The organism is Arthrobacter sp. SAFR-179 (genome assembly GCF_059414945.1).
Genome location: NZ_JBPFDM010000002.1, coordinates 214596 through 228902, shown reverse-complemented (window position 1 = coordinate 228902; position 14307 = coordinate 214596). Strand labels below are relative to the sequence as shown.

16 protein-coding genes are annotated in these 14307 nt (G+C 63.6%); 8 read left to right on the top strand and 8 right to left on the bottom strand.

The features are described from left to right. Nucleotides 1-142 precede the first annotated feature (142 nt). A complete protein-coding gene (gene trpD, locus ACR65K_RS05430; protein WP_440151647.1) occupies nt 143-1198 on the top strand; it encodes an anthranilate phosphoribosyltransferase in 1056 nt (351 codons plus the stop codon). Nucleotides 1199-1212: 14 nt separating this feature from the next. On the opposite strand, the gene ACR65K_RS05425 is transcribed toward trpD, so the two are convergent. The 7 genes from ACR65K_RS05425 to ACR65K_RS05395 all read right to left on the bottom strand — a co-directional run bounded on the left by ACR65K_RS05425 (nt 1213) and on the right by ACR65K_RS05395 (nt 6864). Beyond that, nucleotides 1213-1494 (bottom strand): Lrp/AsnC family transcriptional regulator, encoded by a 282-nt coding sequence (locus ACR65K_RS05425; protein ID WP_043456257.1) that lies wholly within the window; start codon nt 1492-1494, stop codon nt 1213-1215. A gap of 114 nt (nt 1495-1608) precedes the next feature. Beyond that, on the bottom strand, nt 1609-2010 hold the full coding sequence (locus ACR65K_RS05420) for a DUF3054 domain-containing protein (RefSeq protein WP_440151645.1): 402 nt from the start codon (nt 2008-2010) through the stop codon (nt 1609-1611). Between the two features lie 448 nt (nt 2011-2458). Beyond that, on the bottom strand, nt 2459-2734 hold the full coding sequence (locus ACR65K_RS05415; RefSeq protein WP_440151643.1) for a hypothetical protein: 276 nt from the start codon (nt 2732-2734) through the stop codon (nt 2459-2461). 74 nt (nt 2735-2808) lie between these two features. Continuing rightward, nucleotides 2809-3165, bottom strand: coding sequence for a hypothetical protein (locus ACR65K_RS05410; protein ID WP_235565213.1), 357 nt, complete (start codon nt 3163-3165; stop codon nt 2809-2811). A gap of 747 nt (nt 3166-3912) precedes the next feature. After that, nucleotides 3913-4770 (bottom strand): site-specific integrase, encoded by an 858-nt coding sequence (locus ACR65K_RS05405; protein WP_440151641.1) that lies wholly within the window; start codon nt 4768-4770, stop codon nt 3913-3915. Nucleotides 4771-5425: 655 nt separating this feature from the next. Continuing rightward, nucleotides 5426-5764: a helix-turn-helix domain-containing protein gene (locus tag ACR65K_RS05400; protein WP_387565392.1), complete on the bottom strand. Its 339-nt coding sequence runs from the start codon at nt 5762-5764 to the stop codon at nt 5426-5428. Continuing rightward, complete coding sequence (locus tag ACR65K_RS05395) at nt 5758-6864, bottom strand: tyrosine-type recombinase/integrase (protein WP_440151639.1); 1107 nt, start codon at nt 6862-6864, stop codon at nt 5758-5760. The genes ACR65K_RS05400 and ACR65K_RS05395 overlap by 7 nt, the downstream gene beginning before the upstream one ends. Before the next feature lie 415 nt (nt 6865-7279). On the opposite strand from ACR65K_RS05395, the gene ACR65K_RS05390 reads away from it, so the two are divergent. The 3 genes from ACR65K_RS05390 to ACR65K_RS05380 are packed head-to-tail and all read left to right on the top strand — an operon-like array spanning nt 7280 to nt 10388. Beyond that, nucleotides 7280-8503 (top strand): type III polyketide synthase, encoded by a 1224-nt coding sequence (locus ACR65K_RS05390; RefSeq protein WP_440151638.1) that lies wholly within the window; start codon nt 7280-7282, stop codon nt 8501-8503. Between the two features lie 15 nt (nt 8504-8518). Beyond that, nucleotides 8519-9214: a class I SAM-dependent methyltransferase gene (locus ACR65K_RS05385; protein ID WP_440151637.1), complete on the top strand. Its 696-nt coding sequence runs from the start codon at nt 8519-8521 to the stop codon at nt 9212-9214. 1 nt (nt 9215) lies between these two features. Further along, nucleotides 9216-10388: an FAD-dependent oxidoreductase gene (locus ACR65K_RS05380; protein WP_440151636.1), complete on the top strand. Its 1173-nt coding sequence runs from the start codon at nt 9216-9218 to the stop codon at nt 10386-10388. 28 nt (nt 10389-10416) lie between these two features. Here ACR65K_RS05380 and ACR65K_RS05375 read toward each other — a convergent pair whose 3' ends face one another. After that, nucleotides 10417-10830, bottom strand: coding sequence for a nuclear transport factor 2 family protein (locus tag ACR65K_RS05375; protein ID WP_440151635.1), 414 nt, complete (start codon nt 10828-10830; stop codon nt 10417-10419). A 53-nt stretch (nt 10831-10883) separates the two neighbouring features. Between ACR65K_RS05375 and ACR65K_RS05370 the strand changes: the two genes are divergently transcribed. The 4 genes from ACR65K_RS05370 to ACR65K_RS05355 all read left to right on the top strand — a co-directional run bounded on the left by ACR65K_RS05370 (nt 10884) and on the right by ACR65K_RS05355 (nt 14088). Then, nucleotides 10884-11564: a peptide deformylase gene (locus ACR65K_RS05370; protein WP_056333947.1), complete on the top strand. Its 681-nt coding sequence runs from the start codon at nt 10884-10886 to the stop codon at nt 11562-11564. 70 nt (nt 11565-11634) lie between these two features. Continuing rightward, nucleotides 11635-12516, top strand: a complete 882-nt coding sequence (locus ACR65K_RS05365) for a putative RNA methyltransferase (RefSeq protein WP_440151633.1) — start codon at nt 11635-11637, stop codon at nt 12514-12516. Nucleotides 12517-12644: 128 nt separating this feature from the next. Then, nucleotides 12645-13118: an NfeD family protein gene (locus tag ACR65K_RS05360; protein ID WP_440151632.1), complete on the top strand. Its 474-nt coding sequence runs from the start codon at nt 12645-12647 to the stop codon at nt 13116-13118. A 22-nt stretch (nt 13119-13140) separates the two neighbouring features. Then, nucleotides 13141-14088: an SPFH domain-containing protein gene (locus tag ACR65K_RS05355; RefSeq protein WP_056333941.1), complete on the top strand. Its 948-nt coding sequence runs from the start codon at nt 13141-13143 to the stop codon at nt 14086-14088. Nucleotides 14089-14307: the final 219 nt, after the last annotated feature.

Genomic DNA, 14307 nt, shown 5'->3' with positions numbered 1-14307 from the left:
ATTATGTCTGTAAAAGTCCGTGCTGCCCAACGCAAACCGCCTTTTCGGAGGACTTTTTCTACAAAGACGCGAAATTGCCCGGAAAAGTTCCGGCAGCCGTTCACATTGGTCAGCGCCTGCCATCGGTCGATAGCATCAGCAGGTGACTTCACAGGCAACTGCAGCGTCCGGCAACACCTGGCCCCGGCTGATTTCGGCACTGATTAAAGGCAATGACCTCACGGCGGAGAACACGTCCTGGGCCATGGATACCATCATGTCCGGCGAAGCCACGCCCGCCCAGATCGCCGGATTCCTGGTGGCCCTCAGCGCCAAGGGTGAAACCGTGGATGAGCTTTCGGGTTTGGTCGAAGCAATGCTTGCCCATGCCAATCCGGTGGAAATTTCCGGGGAGAAACTGGACATTGTTGGCACCGGAGGTGACCAACTTAACACCGTCAACATCTCAACCATGGCCGCCCTTGTCGCTGCCGGCGCCGGCGCGAAGGTGGTGAAGCACGGCAACCGGGCCGCGTCGTCGTCGTCCGGATCCGCGGACGTGCTCGAAGCGCTGGGCGTTCGTCTTGACCTCTCCATAGGCCAGGTGGCCCGGAACGCCGAACAGGCGGGCATCACATTCTGCTTTGCTCAGGTGTTCCACCCGTCATTCCGCCACACCGCTGTGCCCCGCCGCGAACTGGCCATCCCCACGGCATTCAATTTCCTGGGTCCGCTCACCAACCCTGCCAACGTGCAGGCGTCTGCCGTGGGCGTCGCCAATGCGCGGATGGCACCGCTGGTTGCAGGAGTCCTGGCGCGGCGGGGGAGCAGGGGACTGGTCTTCCGTGGCAATGACGGCCTGGATGAACTGACCACCACGGGTCCTTCCACCGTTTGGGAGATCCGTGACGGTGCCGTTGATGAGTTGCTGTTCTCCCCGCAGGACCTTGGCATAAGCCTGGCCACGGTCGAACAGCTTCGCGGCGGTGATGCAGCCGCGAACGCAGGCGTAGTCCGTGACGTGCTGGCCGGCAAGGAGGGCCCGGCCCGCGACGCAGTCCTGGTCAATGCAGCGGCCGGTCTGGTTGCCTTCGATCTTGAAGCAGAGGGCCCGTTCCTGGCGCGGATGCAAAGGGCCTTCGCACGGGCGGCCCAATCAATCGACTCCGGTGCCGCTGCCGCCGTCCTGGACCGTTGGGTCTCCCTGTCCCGCGCCTGATGCCGGGCGCCGGGTTACTGCTCGAAACCCAGGGAAAAGGCTGCGTCCAGGTCGTGCTGTGAGTATGCGCGGAATGCGATGTGGGTGGTTGTGTGGACGACGGCGGGAACTTTGGAGAGCCGGTCGGCGATGACGTCGGCCAGGTCCTCGTGCCGGTGTACCCGCGCAACCGCAATCAAATCCCACTCTCCGGTGACGGAGTAGACCTCGCTGATGCCTTCGATGGCGGAGATTTCCTCCGCGGTCTCGGGTATGCGGGCGGCGTCAGTCTTGATCAGAACAAATGCGGTAACCACGTTTGTACCCCTTTAATCAGTTCCGCCGCAGCAAGGCACGGCAGGTTTGTCTCTCCTGCCAGCCTATTACACGGGGGTCCCTTTCCCGGCAGGCACCTGCCGGTTGGCCCTCCGTTACCGGCTGCGGAGCCGGACGGCGGCGGCCAGCAGGAGCCGGTAGCCCACGAGGAAAACGGCCAGGGCCAGTGTGGCCACGATGACGAAGGGAAGGACTATCGTCTGCGCGGTAAGTGCCCGGAGGAGCATGCCGACGATCAGGCTGCCAAGCCATACGGGAACTCCGGTATGGAGGACCGACAAGGGACGGCGCCGGGCCCGGGAAGCGGCCCATCCCGCTGCTGCCCCTGCAAGGAAGGGCCAGGCTGTCAGCAGCACACCAAGGATGGGTTCCTCGCGGTGATGCGCGTCGCGGCCTATTGCGGCGAAGGCGAGAATCAGCACAACATCGGTCACTGCGGCTGCCAGCACCGTCTTTCCGGAAGCCGTTGCCGCCGCCTTCGTTTTCAAGGAACTCATGGTTTCGAGCTTAGCCGCCCGGGGACTTGGCCTGGCGCGGCTCAATAGGTACAAGGTGTGGGGGAGTGGTCGTCCTGGTCCTAAGGAGTCCGTGCTGCGATGCTTTGATGAGGTGAACGATGGAATGGGCAGGAGCTGTTTCACAGGACTTCCCCGTGGCGGTTACATAGGCAGTAGGGTCTCAGCAGGAAGCTGGGGTCAGCCCAGCCATATAGGAGGCGCAGTGAACAAGGCCTTGTGGATTTGCAGCCTGCTTGGTGCTGCCTTGGGGATCAGCTTGGGGCTCGCACTGTTCCATACGCCGTTTTGGGGCCTCGCGCTGGGACTTGGCATCGGTGCCGTGGTCGGGGCGTCAATGCAGCGGCGCCACTAGCCGGAAGCTGGGCTGAATAGCCAAAGCAGGGGCGCTGATATGTACTACTGGTAACGGTGCATATTCGATTCGGAACTATTCAGCGTCGGTCGACGGAAAGCGCTCCGGATGCTTAGGATCCCGTCCTTTTTCGCGCCAGTATTCGTCCCGCTGCCATAGCGAGAATCTGGTGACTTGGACGCAGAATACGACGGCGGCGATGCCGAAGAGAATGCTCCGAGTCCAGAACCACGGCTCCGAATCGACACCAACGAGACTTAGGACGGTGGAGATCAGCATGATGATCGTTACTGGAAGGAACCAGCGGAGGATGCGTTGAAGCCTCCGCTGCAGTTCTTCCTTTGTTGCCACCTTTGCCTCCATTAGTCGGGCTGCCTTCGGAGAGGCCCGGCCCCGTTCCCGATTCGAAGGTCTCCAAGGAGCGCTTATCGACCCATCCCGATGGTGTCAGTCATTATCCGCGTCGCCTGGATTCTTGGGTAGCGGGACCAGGGTTCGGCAGCCGCTGCGGAGTGTTTCTGGGTGACTTGGTAGCTGTAGCCGAGCATTTCGGCCACGAGCGGGGCTGGCACTTCCTTCACGAGGGCGCGGAGAGATGCATTGCGTGCGCCCAAGAGGTCGATGCCGATTTCCCGGAGACGTTCCATGAGCGTGTTGGGGTGGATGTGTTGCCCGGGCCGGTATCCGGGGAACAGCCATTCGCTGCCGGAGCTGCTGCCGGTCCGCATGTTGGGGCGTGCGGCCAGGTGTTCTGTGAGCAGTGAGGCGAACGGTTCGGGCACGGGCGCTGGATCTCCTTCCGCGAGTGACAGATGCGGGCGGATCAAAGGGCCCTTTCCGGCCTGATGCAGTCCAACTCTTGAGGACTGCATGGTGGACTCAAGAGTCGGCCCCAGTCGACCATTCTCACAGTGTTTGCGCAGGTCACAGGCATTTTTCTGCTTCAAGCGAGGCCATGCCGGTGGCAATGAGCGGAGGGAGGAGTGATCGTGCATCAGATGCAATAATCACGATTCTACTGGCATCCCTGCGGATTCGAGACCGGCGTATTTGTGGGCAGCAGCGCCCGGCGGAATGATGAGTCAGATCGAAGTGGGGATACGGTGTCCACTCCAAGGACCCCGGCTAACGTTCACCATAGATTTCCTGGCGTGAAAGCCCATACGGTGCAGAGAAGGCAGATGGCGCCCAACATCCAGGGAGCTATTTTTGCGCAATAGAGGGCAAATTTGGAGGCATCGTCTCGAAACGGGCTTCTTCCTCTCCTGCGGTAAAACCACAGCATTAAGATCCAGAAGACGAGCATGGCCCCGCTCAGGACTGCAAGAAAGACTTCGCCGACACTTGCCGTATCCGTGAAGTAAGTCATATCCCAAAAGGAGTCGCGTCCCACTCCTCCGTAGCTGGGCAGTAAACGCGCCATGTATCCCCAATTCTGGCGGTACGAGTGTTGCACTCATCGGTTTTGAAATGACCATACGCCCGGCGGCCGACGTCAGGAAGGTCGGTGTGGATTTTCAGCGGCGGTATCAGGGTTTGGTGCGCAGGTTGACGTAGCGTGACCAGGCGTCGCCTGCTGCGTCGGCGTGGAGGAAGGCTACTTGGTGGCTATAGCCAAGGGCGTCGGCGACCAGCGGCGGTGGTGAGGCTAAGAGGTGTTCGTCGAGGGCCGTGTTTCGTGCGCCCTGAAGATCGATGCCCAAGCTTCGGAGCCTATCCATGATGCCGTTTGGGTGAAGTGGTTGTCCGGCCCGGGTCCCCGGGAAGAGCCAAGGGCTTTGTGCGTCTGATCCTGTTCTAAGATTCGGACGGCCTTTAAGGTGCTCTCGAAGCAAGTCGGCGAAGGGTTCGGGAATGGGCACTGGGTGCGGGCCGAAGGTGATCCGCATGTTGCCGGTGCTTTCATTGGTTTCGATAGCGTCGGTCCGGAGTTTGGCGACCCGAACGAGCGGCTGGGCGTAGAGAAGCAGCAGGATGCCTGCGACTCGGTAGGGCATGGACTCGCTGGTGCCTGTAAGCAGTTCCCGGAGCCAGGCCACGCGCTGGTCCTGGGTGATCGCGGGGCGGGTCTTGGCTGTGTAGTGGCCCATGTCCACGCGGTGGTTCGTGCCGGTGTTCTTGATGAAGACGATGAAGGTGCGAATGGCTTTTCTGGTCGTGGGACCGGTTGCGAGCCAGGTTTCGATGTCTTGTTGGGTGCAGTTCGCCGCTGTCCGCTGGTGGGTTTCCCAGAGCCAGTCCAGAAACTTGATGGTTTCGGTGATCTCTTGCTTGGCGGAGTGGACCGGGGCTTGGGCGCTCTTCTCCGGTGTTGTGATGGACCGGATGCGCCGGAGGTGATGCCAGGTGGCGAACTGTGCGACGGGTTTGGCGACCTCCTCGGGCAAGTGGCGGAGCTTGTCGTCAATCCAGGTTTCGAACCGGGCCAGATACGGGTCTTGGTAGGGGAGGAGTCCGTGATGAATGAACAGGGCGCGCAGGTGATTGGCTTCGCGGTTCGCTGACTTAGCCGCGGCATCGAGTCCTTCGTGCGTCAGCGGAGTCTCCCCGCTCGATAGAGAGCCGAGGAGTGCTTGGACTTTGGGGGAGCGCTTCCACGTGATGATGCTTTCAGGCCGGTCTGCTTTGCAGAGGACATCAACGATTTTGCGGGCTGTTTCTGGGCCGGGGCCGGACGAGCCTGGCGACAGTAGTTCGTTGAGGTCCTCCCGGAGAGCGCAGCGGGCGCATATGCCGCGCCGGTAGAACTCGCCCTCCGTATTGCAACGGGTGCAGTGGAAGTCATGGAGGATGCCTGCGCAGGGTGCGCAGCGTGGCCCTCCGCTGATGTCCGGTGGCCCGGGTAGAAGTCTGTGCTGGCCGCACTCCGGGCAGGTTCCGTGGGTGCGGGTGGCGGTGGTGAAGCAGGGGCCGCAGATTCGGCCTTCGGGCCAGCTGGCGCGTGTTCGGCCGGCGGACCGGCCGCAGCGTGCGCAGGTTGCCGTTCCGGTGGTGCGGGGCCGGCCGCGGTTGGTGCTGCGGGGGCTGAGGCCTTGGGGTTTGTCAGTGATCATTGTCGATGATGCGCGCCCGTCGTGGTCTGACGGTGCGGTTCAGGTCGACGACGTTGGGGGCGCTGGTTCCGGTTTTGCGGGCGCGGGCGTCGGCGGCTGTGACGGTGATGAGGTCCTCGGGTCCGCAGGAGAAGATGTCGCAGATCGCGGCGATGACCTGCAGTGCGACGCGTTCGGGTTTCTGGTTGACGAGACGGTAGACCTGTGGCCGGGACAAGGTGATGCCGCGCTCGGCCAACAGGGGGATGAGGTCGGTTGTGTTGTGCAGTCCCCGTGCTGCCATGAGCTCGGAGAGCCGCCATTTGTATTCGACTTCGCGCCTCACCATTGACCTCGCATCTGCACGCCCAGGACCTCATCGATGGTGCGGTCCAGCGCCGCACGGAGAGTCGTGTTGCGGAAGTCGTCGCTGACGAACTGGTAGATCCCGGTGGTGGAGGCGTGTTCGTGGCCCATCTGATGTTGCACGAATCTAGGATCCCATCCGTCCTCAAGCAGGTGCGTTGCATAGGAGCGCCGGAGTGAATGCAGGTCCAGGCCATCCATTGGCAGGCCCAGCTCGTTGAGGTAGCGCCGGAGCCGGCGCAGCAGGGTGGATTCACAGATTAGGCCGCCGCGTTCGCTGGGGAACAGGTCCAGGGTGTCGAGCGGGCCTCGTCCGTTGGCGAGCCAGTCTTCGAGAACGCCGGCGGTCCAGTCGAAGACCGTCAGGACGCTGCGGGGTTTGTGGGGGGAGCCCTTGCGTGATTTGCCGAACCGGACCTTGCAGACGCCTGCCTTGCCGAACCTTCGTGCTTGGGGATTGGCGGCAAAGTCGATGGTTTGCAGGTGCCGGAGCTCGTTGAATCTGAGCCCGTACGAGTAGGCGATTTTCAGCATGACGGCGTCCCGGTAGGCTGCCTGCCAGCCTTTCTTGCCTGAGGCGGCGATGAGTTCGACCTGGTCGTCGGCGTGATCGAACAGCATCTGCAGTTCCGTCTTTGTGAACGGCCGCTTGGAGGCGCGTCCTTCGTACTCCTGTGTGTGGGAGGCGGTGTTCCAGTCAAAGAAGACCTGGGACGGGTGTGTGCCGAAGCGCTGTTCGCAGACCTGGTCCCAGCCGTAGTCGGGGTTCGACACGTATGACGTGAACCGGCGGAGCGTGGACTGGTAACCGCGGACGGTGGAGTGCTTCAGCTGGTGGATCGAGCGGAGGTCACCGAAATACTCCTCGACATGCTCCGGTGCCCAGTTCCAGGGGAACTCGTTCACGTGGCTGACGAACCTGCGGACACTTGCGATTCCCTTGTCGATCGTGTCGAACTGGAGGTTCCTGGAGAGCTGCTGGTTGCGCCACCCGGTCAGCATGTCCTCAAGCGTCTGTTCCTCGGGATGCAGCAGCTGAACAGCACTCAGCTGCAGCACACGCCCGGACGCGTCGACCGCCATTTTCGCCCCACAGTTCCATCGAAGTTTGCGCTCAAATCCTGAATCAATGATTCATTAAATGCATCATCGGCACAAAACCTCAGGTCAGACGCTTGTTACAACCGCTTCGAGGGTCGATATTGCACCCGCCAGGCAGCGCCTGGCCAGCGGCGCATTAACGCTGTCAGGCCGCAAATTCCGCGGAATCTCAAGGAAGTGAGAGAACTCCTTGCGGATCGGGGGGATCGGGATGATTGATTCATCTGATGCAATACGCAGATTATTACTTGACATAATGTAGATTATCGGCGCTTTGGAGCGGCCTGGGGTTGGGGTCGCATCCAGCCGCCTGGTGACCGGGAAACGCCCCCGCAAAAGCGCTGGTCAAAGCCGCAACCCCATTGTCTTTGTTCTGGCGCCCGTCAAGAATGAACCAATGACGGTCTATGTGCGCTCACTTGAAACTGCAGTTCCGGGGACAAAGCTCGTCCAGTCCGAAGCCCGTGATGTGTTTGCGGCCCAGCCGGGACTGACCCGTTTGGGTTCACGGCTGGTCAATACCTGTTTTGACGGTGCAGCAATCGAGACAAGGTTCACCGCCGTGCAGGAACTCACCAACACGTCCCGCTCGGAAAACCCGCAGTTCTACGACCAGGAAACCGGGCTGCTGCTGAACCCCAGCACCAAAGTGCGCAACGATATCTTTGCCAGCGAGGCCACCAAGCTGTTCGTGGAGGCCGCCCGCGCTGCCCTGCGGGCAGCCCCGGAACTCGATTTACTTGACATAACTCACCTCGTGACAGTCTCCTGCACCGGTTTCTTCAATCCTGGCCCCGACTACAAGCTGGTCCGCGAACTCGGCCTCAACCCCGCAGTCCAGCGCTACCACCTGGGCTTCATGGGCTGCTACGCGGCCTTTCCAGCGCTGCGTGCGGCGAAACTCTTTTGCGAGGCTGACCCCAACGCCGTCGTCCTGGTTGTCTGCGCCGAACTGTGCTCCCTCCATGTCCGCACCTCCAACGACCCGGACACCATCATGGGCTCGGCGCTGTTCGCCGACGGTGCCGCCGCCGCCGTCGTGACTGCGCGCCAAGGTGCGGAAGAAACCGCGCTGATGAAACTGGACCACTTCGAGACGGTCCTGACGCCTGTCGGTGAGGATTCCATGGCATGGAACATCGGCGACAACGGCTTCGAGATGATTCTCGGAAACTACGTTCCCCACATTATCGATGACCACATTGTCGGCGCCCTGGAGCCCCTTCTCGAAACGGAACCGGAACTGGCGGCGCTCCCCTACACGGCAATCCCCCACTGGGCCATCCATCCCGGCGGCCGCAGCATCCTGGACAAGGTGCAGTCGAGGCTTGGCCTCAGCGACGTCCAGCTGGTCCCCGCACGGGAGATCCTCCGCAACTACGGCAACATGAGCAGCGCCACGGTCCTTTTCGTCCTCAAGCACATCCTGGAGCAACCCTTGCAGGAGGGACCTGCCGGGGACGAACGCATCTGTTCCATGGCCTTTGGCCCGGGCCTGACGGTGGAAACCGGCCTGTTCACCAAGCTCCGGCAGGCAACAGGCGGCCAGGAGGACAAGGCGACCGAGGGTGACCTGACGGTGTTCCAAAGCCGGACTGCCGCCGAAGCGCCCGTAGCCTGAGGCAGGCTCCGCCGAATGGGATTCCTGCTGCGCCAACGCGCCACGACGGACATCGAGCAGATGGACCGCCCTGACTGCGATGCCCGCCTCCTGGACAACACTTACCGGCAGTTTGGTGTCATCAACCGGGTGCTGTCCGGCTGGCGGAAACTGTACGCTAAGGAGCTTCGACCCATGATTACGCCCGTCCACCACCCGTTGACGGTGCTGGACGTCGGATCCGGCGGCGGTGACCTGGCCGTAATGCTGGCCCGCTGGGCGGCGCGGGACGGGAAGGCGATGCACATCACGGGCATCGATCCCGATCTCCGCGCAGACCGTTTCGCCGGGCAGCGCCCCTCCATGGCCGGCGTCGAGTTCCGCAAGGCGCACAGTAATGACCTGGTCAGCGAAGGTGCCCGGTTCGACGTCGTCATCTCCAACCACGTGCTGCACCATCTGACACCGGAGGAGCTCCGGAAACTCCTGGCGGACTCGGAAATCCTGGCAACCGGGAAGGTACTGCACAACGACCTGGTCCGCAGCCCGGCCGCATTTACCCTCTTCAGCGTGGCCGCCCTGCCGTTCCGGCAGTCCTTCATCCGGGAGGACGGCCTCACCTCCATCCGGCGCAGCTACAGGCCAGCCGAGTTGGCGGCCGCCGCTCCCCCGGGCTGGTCCGTAGAGCGTTCGTCGGCCTTCCATCAGGTCCTCACCTACCGGCGGGGCTGACGTGGACGCCGATGTCCTGATCGCCGGGGGCGGGCCCGTGGGCCTGTACCTGGCTGCCGCGCTCCTGCAGGAAGGCGTAAAGGTCAAGGTTCTTGAACAGCGGACGTCACGGAACCGGCATACCCGCGCCATCGGCATCCATCCTCCGGCGTTGGAGGCACTGGCCGGGATCCAGGTTGCGTCCGGCCTGGTCCAGGAAGGCGTCCGCATCAGGACGGGCATGGCGGTCAGCGGCGGGAGAACGGTGGGAACCATGGCGTTCGACGCCGTATCGAACCACTATCCCTTCGTCCTGGCGCTGCCACAGTTCAGGACCGAGGAACTCCTGGAGGACCGTGTCCGCGCCCTGGATCCCGGGGCGCTGATCAGGGGTGCCAGTGTCACCGGAGCCAGGGACGACGGCGACAAGGTCACCATCACGGTCCGGTCCAGCCCGGGTGCCACGATCCCAAGCAGCCACGGCAGCAGCGCCACCGCCGCCTTGCTGGTGGCGGCAGATGGAGCCCGGTCACTGCTTCGCGGCGCGCTGGGCGTCCCAGTGGACCGCAAGGCGTACCCCGACCACTACCTCATGGGGGATTTCGACGACGACAGCGGCTACGGTGACAAGGCCGTCCTGTTCCTCGAACCGGAAGGGATCGTCGAGTCCTTTCCATTGCCCGGCCGGGTGCGCCGGTGGGTGGTGCGGCTGGACCGGCCGGCCCAACCTGAAGCAAGTCCCCGGGAGCTGGCGGAACTGGTGCACGGCCGGACCGGCTTCCTGCCTGATTCGGCTACCAACTCCATGCTGAGCGCGTTCAGCGTCCGGGCGGTGACGGCCCGGCGGATGGTGACCGGGCGGACTGTGCTGCTGGGGGATGCGGCCCATGAGATCAGCCCCATTGGGGGGCAGGGCATGAACCTTGGCTGGCTTGACGCTGCGGAGCTGGTCCCTGTGATGTGTGCCGCGCTGGCGGGCGAATCCACGGGAACGAGGGTCCGGGAGTTCGAGAAGAGCCGGCGCCGGGCTGCGGCCGCATCCCGCCGGCAGGCCGAAATCAACATGATGCTGGGCAGGCCGCTGCCCCGGCCGCTCCTTCGGGTCCGCACTGCCGCGATCGGCGCGGCCGCTGCCGTCCCCAGGGTGAACCAGTGGGCGGCCAGGCGCTTCACCATGCAACAGATGGCTCACTAACCTGACGTCCGGACCCGCAGTTGCAGGGCTACCGGTAATAGCAGTCGTAACTGTCCTGGCTCACGATGGCACCGTCACGCACCTCGAACACCGAGGACGTCCTGGCCCGGAGGGTTTCGCCGCGGTCCCAGTACCGCAGATCCATCAGCACCGTCGCCGACCAGTCTGCTTCCACCACCACCCGGCCTCCCTCACAGGTGGTCCGCCGGATGATGAACTGCTGGTCCTTCACCACCTCGCGGCTTTGGTCTGCACCGGCAAGCACTCCCGCCAGCGTCCGGGTGGAACCTTCGGGAGCCAGGAGGTGCGGAGCCTCCGTCAACACGAACGATTCCGACAGGAACGGCCGGATATCCTCCGCTCCGCCGCCCGCCTCAAGGACCCGGATGAATTCCAGGACGTGGTCCAGCGGGGAAACCGGCGGGAAAGAGTCATCAGCCATGCAGTCGACCCTAGCTCAAGGGTCCTGAACCTGTCCGCCAGTAGGCTGTCCCCATGACCCAGACTGTTCCCCCAACAACCGCCGGCACCGGCGAAATCCGTCAGATTGTTGAGCGCATCCTGTCCGCCGGGTCCCTCCCGCCCATTGTCCAGGCCGGGCACCCCGCGCTCCGCCGGCGTGCCGCCGCGTTCGACGGCCAGCTCTCCGCCAACGAATTGGAACGACTGATCGGGGTCATGCGGCAGGTCATGCATGAGGCCCCTGGGGTGGGCCTGGCCGCCCCGCAACTGGGCATCCCCCTGCAGCTCGCCGTGCTGGAAGACCAGTTCGACGTCGATCCGGACGCCGCGGTGCTGCGGAACCGGAGCCCGCTGGAGTTCCTCGCCATCCTCAACCCCAGGTACACGCCGCTGGGTTCCGGACTTGCCTCGTTTTATGAGGGCTGCCTGTCCGTCAACGGGCTCCAGGCGGTGGTGGCGCGGCCGGACGCCGTGCTGCTGGAGTACCTGACGCCCGACGGCGCGGCGGAGCGGCGGGAGTTCTCGGGGTGGCAGGCACGGATCGTCCAGCACGAGACGGACCACCTCAACGGGATCCTGTACCTGGACCGCGCCCAGCTCCGGTCCCTGAGCAGCAATGCCGAATATGCAGCGCACTGGGCTGAAGCCGGCATCAGCAAGGCGCAGGAAGGGCTGGGTTTCGACGACGGACCGGCCGGCGTATCGCTCGGCTGACCTTCGCTGTTCCCCGGAGGCAGTGACAGCGGACAGGGAAGGGAAGCCCGGCCGCCCTAAAATGGTTCCCATGCCTTCCGCGGAACTCCCCCTCCTTTGCCCTGTCTGCTCACATCCGCTGGAACACCTCGCGGCAACGGCTGCCCGCCAGTCCTGCCTGCTTTGTCCAAACGGCCACAGTTTCGACGCCGCCCGGCAGGGCTATTTCAATCTCCTGGTGGGCAGGGGCAGCCCCTTCGAGCCGGACAGTGCCGCGATGGTGGCGTCACGCTTCAACTTCCTGGGGAACGGCACCTACCTTCCGCTGGCGCAGGCGGTGGCCGACGCCGTCGTGCCCAACCTGCCGCAGGAAGGTGCAGTGGTGCTGGACTCGGGGACCGGGACCGGACACTATCTGCGGCGGATCCTCGACGCCGCAGCGGCCAGTGGGCGGGAGGTGTCCCCAATCGGCCTGGACATCTCCAAGTTCGCCCTTCGCCGGGCTGCACGGCTCAATCCTGAAGCCCTGAACCTGGTCTGGGACATCTGGCAGCCGTTCCCGTTGGCGGAGAACTCGGTGGACGCCGTCACGGTAGTCTTCGCACCGCGGAATCCTGCCGAATTTGCCCGGGTCCTTCGTCCCCAGGGCGTGCTGGTGGTGGTGACACCACGGCCTGGACACCTTGGGGACATTGCCCGCATTACGGGGATGCTGGGTATCGAGGAGGGCAAGGACGAGCGCCTGGCCGGCGCGATGGTGGAACATTTCGAACTGGACGCCACCTTCGACGTCGACATCCCGCTGGAGCTGACCCGTACCGCCGCCGCAGACCTGGCCTTCATGGGACCGGCCGGACACCACCTGGACCTGGGACAGATTGCCGCCCGGCTCGAAGATTCCCGGGAGCCGGTAACAGCCGAGGCAAGGTTCCGGCTCTTCGTGTTCAGGCCCAGGCGCAATGCGGCCCCGTAACGACTTGGCCACTATCCCCCGGAGCCGGCGTGAACAGGCCCGCGGGGCAGGTCCGCGGACTACGATGAAAGGACAGTTGCTGGCGGGCCCGCGGATGCGGCTCCCCCGTGGCGAAGGGGGAAACAAGGATGTTCGATTGGCTTGGCGAAAACTGGTGGGCATTGTGGCTCACGGCTTTCCTGGCGTTTGCAGTGGTCGAGATGATCACCCTTGACTTGTTTTTCATCATGCTCGGCGGCGGATCGCTCGCCGCACTGGTCGCTGACTTCGCCGGCGCAGAACCCTGGCTGCAGGTGGTGATCTTCTGCGTCGTGTCCCTGCTCATGGTGGCCTTTGTCCGGCCCGTGGCTCTTGCCCACCTGAAGAAGGGACCGGCCGAGCAACGAACCAACGTGGACCGGCTCATCGGTGAGCCGGCCGTGGTGATGGAGGCCGTGACCTCCGACGGGGGCCTGGTGAAAATCGGCGGCGATATTTGGAGCGCCCGCTCCGCGGCCGGGATCCTTCCCGCGGGCCAGAAGGTGGTGGTGGCAGCCATCGATGGCGCAACAGCAGTGGTTTCGGTACCGCCGCCGGCGGTCACCGGTCCAGATACAGCCTGACAATTGGGGAACAAGGAGTTGTATGGAAAACGCAGGCGGAACCGCACTGGCCATCGTGCTGGTGGTTCTGATCGTCTTTGTCATCATAGTTTTGGTCCGGTCCGTCCGGATTATTCCGCAGGCCCGCGCCGGCGTCGTTGAACGGCTCGGCAAGTACCAGCGGACGCTCAACCCCGGACTGACGATCCTCATCCCGTTCGTGGACCGGCTGCTGCCGCTCCTGGACCTGCGTGAACAGGTGGTGTCCTTTCCGCCGCAGCCGGTCATCACCGAGGACAACCTGGTGGTCTCCATCGACACGGTGGTCTACTTCCAGGTCACGGACCCGCGGGCAGCCACCTACGAAATCGCCAACTACATCCAGGCCGTGGAGCAGCTCACCACCACTACCCTCCGCAACGTGGTGGGTGGACTGAACCTGGAGGAAGCCCTCACCTCCCGCGACCAGATCAACGGACAGCTCCGCGGGGTCCTCGATGAGGCGACGGGCCGTTGGGGCATCCGCGTCTCCCGGGTGGAACTGAAGGCCATCGATCCGCCGCACTCCATCCAGGATTCCATGGAGAAGCAGATGCGCGCCGAACGTGACCGCCGCGCAGCCATCCTCACCGCCGAAGGAACCAAGCAGTCAGCCATCCTCACCGCCGAGGGCCAGCGGCAGGCCGCCATCCTGAAGGCAGAGGGCGAGGCCAAGGCAGCCATCCTACGTGCGGATGGTGAGTCGCAGGCAATCCAGAAGGTCTTCGATGCCATCCACAAGGGCAACCCGGACCAGAAACTCCTGGCCTACCAGTACCTGCAGACCCTGCCCAAGTTGGCCGAGGGCTCGGCCAACAAACTATGGATCATCCCAAGTGAAGTTGGCGAAGCCCTGAAGGGTATCGGAAACGCCCTCGGCGGCGCGGGAGCGGAATCCCCCGCTGCAGGTGGGCTTTTCGATGATGTGCAAGGTGAGCGCAGCCAGCCCTAGGTAAGCAAAGAATGCCGGGAGGGTTCCGTGGGTCGCCATGGAACCCTCCCTGTTTTGGTGCGGGCGGGATAACGCGCGTATAATTGGGTATTTGTCCGGCAGGAGACTACCAGCTGGAACAACCAAGCTTCGCAATGCGTTGAATCTTATGAAGCAGCACAGGGCATACAGAAGTCCGGTGGTGCAACGTTGCCACCGGCCAACGTGGAGATTTCATCC

What these genes read in the sequence shown, in the direction of transcription:
- ACR65K_RS05360 (WP_440151632.1), top strand. Translation starts at nt 12,645, where the DNA reads ATGTTCGATTGGCTTGGCGAAAACTGGTGGGCATTGTGGCTCACGGCT.
- ACR65K_RS05355 (WP_056333941.1), top strand. Translation starts at nt 13,141, where the DNA reads ATGGAAAACGCAGGCGGAACCGCACTGGCCATCGTGCTGGTGGTTCTG.
- ACR65K_RS05370 (WP_056333947.1), top strand. Translation starts at nt 10,884, where the DNA reads ATGACCCAGACTGTTCCCCCAACAACCGCCGGCACCGGCGAAATCCGT.
- ACR65K_RS05420 (WP_440151645.1), bottom strand. Translation starts at nt 2,010, where the DNA reads ATGAGTTCCTTGAAAACGAAGGCGGCGGCAACGGCTTCCGGAAAGACG.
- ACR65K_RS05400 (WP_387565392.1), bottom strand. Translation starts at nt 5,764, where the DNA reads ATGGTGAGGCGCGAAGTCGAATACAAATGGCGGCTCTCCGAGCTCATG.
- ACR65K_RS05385 (WP_440151637.1), top strand. Translation starts at nt 8,519, where the DNA reads ATGGGATTCCTGCTGCGCCAACGCGCCACGACGGACATCGAGCAGATG.
- ACR65K_RS05395 (WP_440151639.1), bottom strand. Translation starts at nt 6,864, where the DNA reads ATGGCGGTCGACGCGTCCGGGCGTGTGCTGCAGCTGAGTGCTGTTCAG.
- ACR65K_RS05365 (WP_440151633.1), top strand. Translation starts at nt 11,635, where the DNA reads ATGCCTTCCGCGGAACTCCCCCTCCTTTGCCCTGTCTGCTCACATCCG.
- ACR65K_RS05375 (WP_440151635.1), bottom strand. Translation starts at nt 10,830, where the DNA reads ATGGCTGATGACTCTTTCCCGCCGGTTTCCCCGCTGGACCACGTCCTG.
- ACR65K_RS05390 (WP_440151638.1), top strand. Translation starts at nt 7,280, where the DNA reads ATGACGGTCTATGTGCGCTCACTTGAAACTGCAGTTCCGGGGACAAAG.